The organism is Kineococcus indalonis (assembly GCF_009906395.1).
GTDB lineage: Bacteria > Actinomycetota > Actinomycetes > Actinomycetales > Kineococcaceae > Kineococcus > Kineococcus indalonis.
Genome location: NZ_JAAALM010000540.1, coordinates 1 through 2,621, shown reverse-complemented (window position 1 = coordinate 2,621; position 2,621 = coordinate 1). Strand labels below are relative to the sequence as shown.

At 79.7% G+C, this 2,621-nt stretch carries 4 protein-coding genes, 1 pseudogene and 1 riboswitch; all 5 genes and pseudogenes read right to left on the bottom strand.

The annotated features are described in order from the left end of the window. Nucleotides 1–151: 151 nt before the first annotated feature. Nucleotides 152–261: riboswitch (SAM riboswitch) on the bottom strand. 68 nt (nt 262–329) lie between these two features. Continuing rightward, entirely contained in the window at nt 330–773 is a 444-nt protein-coding gene (locus GTR00_RS18585) for a DUF6328 family protein (RefSeq protein WP_240900593.1), read from the bottom strand. Nucleotides 774–844: 71 nt separating this feature from the next. Then, entirely contained in the window at nt 845–1,033 is a 189-nt protein-coding gene (locus GTR00_RS18580; protein WP_166613050.1) for a hypothetical protein, read from the bottom strand. Beyond that, the gene (locus tag GTR00_RS18575; RefSeq protein WP_166613051.1) at nt 1,030–1,665 is read right to left on the bottom strand and encodes a methylated-DNA--[protein]-cysteine S-methyltransferase; all 636 of its coding nucleotides are present in this window, start codon (nt 1,663–1,665) and stop codon (nt 1,030–1,032) included. Before GTR00_RS18575 ends, GTR00_RS18580 begins: the two co-directional genes overlap by 4 nt. Nucleotides 1,666–1,763: 98 nt before the next feature. Next, a complete protein-coding gene (locus tag GTR00_RS18570; protein ID WP_323132598.1) occupies nt 1,764–2,267 on the bottom strand; it encodes an RNA polymerase sigma factor in 504 nt (167 codons plus the stop codon). 47 nt (nt 2,268–2,314) lie between these two features. Beyond that, nucleotides 2,315–2,621 (bottom strand): annotated as a pseudogene (locus GTR00_RS18565) (hypothetical protein); the annotation flags it as partial.

Here is a 2,621-nt window from a genome sequence, read left to right as displayed (position 1 = left end):
GGGCGGCGCCGCGGGGGCGCGCGCGGGTGCGGGGCGGTCAGCCGGCGACGGTGGCGGCGCCGCCCCGGGGACACGACGGGGGCGTGGCGCACGGGCTCACGACGGCTTGCCTCCTGCTCGGGAAGGCCGCGGGCACCTCGGGTGCCGGACGGCCACACGCTTGCGGGACGCTCCGTCCCGCCGGGCTTTCACCTGGAGCACCCCACCGCGGACGAGGGTTGCCGGTCAGCAAGCCAGGGCTTGACGCTGACGCTCGATGCCACCGGCGATCGTACGAGGGTCGCGCGCGGGGCGTCAAAACGCCCCGGCGCGGGGTCCGGCCGGGCGCCTCAACCGGCGCGCCCGGCCTCCACGACCCGCACGGCCCGCAGCGGCAGCAGCCACCAGCACAGGACGACCAGCAGCCCGACGAAGCCGGCGGCGGCCAGGCCGGCGGGCCGCCCGCCCACGACGTCCACGACCAGCAGGACGCCGCCGGTGACGACGAGCCCGACGGTGGCCAGCCCCGCCTTGGCGTAGCGGGTGCCGACGTCCACCAGGCGGGCCTTGGAGCGGCGGCGGAACAGCGCCCGGTGGTACCCCACGGGCGCGACGAAGAGCACGATGGCGGTGACGGCGAGGAGCAGCACCGCGACGTACACGCCGCGCTGGTAGCGGTCCAGCTCCTCGAAGCGCGACTGGAACGGCAGCGTCATGAGGAAGCCGGCGAGCAGCTGCACGCCGGTCTGCACCACCCGCAGCTCCTGGAGCAGCTCGACCCAGTTGCGGTCCATGCGCTCCGTGGGCGTCTCCCGGCGCAGCCCCGCGTAGGGGTCGTCGGGATCGCCGGCGGCCCCGTCAGGGGTCAGCGGGCACCGCCGTCGTCGGGGTCGTCGACGAGGCCGGGCTCCTCGCGCTCGTCGGCGTCGACGGGGTCGGGCCGCTCGGCGGCGCGGCGCAGCCGCTCCTGCTCGGCGGCGTCCTCCACGGCCTCGGCGTCCTCCGGGCCCGGGGCGCTGTCGGGGGTGAAGTCCTCGGGGTCGGTCTCGCTCACGGCCCCACCCTGCCGCGCGCGCCCGGCGACGTCGACCCGGGGGCGGCGGCGCCCTCCAGCCGCAGCAGCAGCCGCTTGGCGTCGGGGCCGCCGAGGTAGCCGCCGGCGCTGCCGTCGCCGCGCACGACGCGGTGGCAGGGCACCAGCAGCGGCAGCGGGTTGCGGGCGCAGGCGGTGCCGACGGCGCGCACGGCGCGGGGGCTGCCGGCGGCCTCGGCGACGCGGGCGTAGGTGGCGGTGGTGCCGTAGGCCAGGCCGCCCAGCACGGTGAGGACGTCGCGGCGGAAGCCCCGCGCCAGGGACAGGTCCAGCGGCACCTCGAAGCGCTCGCGGTGCCCGGCGAAGTACTCCTCGAGCTGGCGGGCGGCGGTCTCCAGCCGGCCCGGGTCGCGCAGCACGCGCGGGCTGAGCCGGGCGGCCAGGTCGGCCAGCACGGCGTCGTGGTCCTCGCGGCCGAAGGCGACCCGGGCGACGCCGCGCGGGGTGGCCGCCAGCAGCAGCGGCCCCACCGGGGAGTCGAGCGTCCGGTACGCCACGTCGAGCAGGTCCGCCCCGGCGGCCTCGCGCGCCAGCCGGGCGCGCAGCGCGTCCAGGCGCGCGCCCGCGCCGGGCCCGCCCAGCAGCGCGGCCACCACCCCCCCGTCCACGTCCTCCTCGTCCACGACGTCCTCCTCGTCCTCGTCCACGACGTCCTCCTCGTCCTCGTCCACGACGCCCACCTCGTCCTCGGTCACGACGGCTCCTCCGGCTCCCAGGTCCTGCGCAGGGCGGCGACCCCGTCGGCCGCCGCGCGCCGGGCCGCCTCGGGGGTGCCGCCCACGAGGGCGGCGACCTGCGCGTGCGGCAGCCCGGCGAGGTGGTGGTAGGCCACGCACCGGCGCTGCTTGGGCGGCAGCGCCGCCACCGCCGCCCACAGCCGCGCGTCGCGCACCGGGTCGCCCTCGTGCGCCGGGACCGCGGTCTCGGGCACCTCGGCGGTGGGCACCGGCCGGCGGCGCGCGGCGCGGTGGGCGTCCAGCGCCTTGCGGTGCGCGATCGTCACCAGCCACGCCCGCACGTCGCTGCCCGGCGGCAGGGACGGGTAGGCGCGCAGCGCCGCCAGGAACGTCTCCGACCAGGCGTCGTCGGCGACGTCGGGGCCGACGACGGCCCGGCACACCCGCAGCACGAGCGGCCCGTGCCGCTGCACGACGGCCTCGAACGGCTCCAGCGGCTCCCCGGTGCGTCCCTCCACACCCCGTGGACGTCCCGCGGGGTCCGGGCGTGAGGTCGCGGAGGCGCTCACCCCCCGGGGCGCAGCGCAGGACCCGCGGCGGGGCCCGCGGCGGGGCCCGCGCGCAGCTGCAGCTCGGTGGGCGCCCGCACGGGCAGCACCACGACCGCGCCGTCGAAGAGGTTCGAGGCCCGGTGCGCCTCGCCGCTCAGCCGCCAGGAACCGTCGCCGCCGGGCTCGGCGAGCACCGGCACCGGCGGGCCGCCGGCCGGGTCCGCCGGCGCCGGGGCCAGCGCGGTGGCTCCCGCGGCGGTGCCGGCGGCGAGCCCGCGCACGGCGGCCGTCAGCGCGGTACCCGTGCGGGAGGGGTCGGCG

Coding starts and splice junctions, on each gene's coding strand:
- GTR00_RS18585 (WP_240900593.1), bottom strand. CDS start 773: ATGGACCGCAACTGGGTCGAGCTGCTCCAGGAGCTGCGGGTGGTGCAG.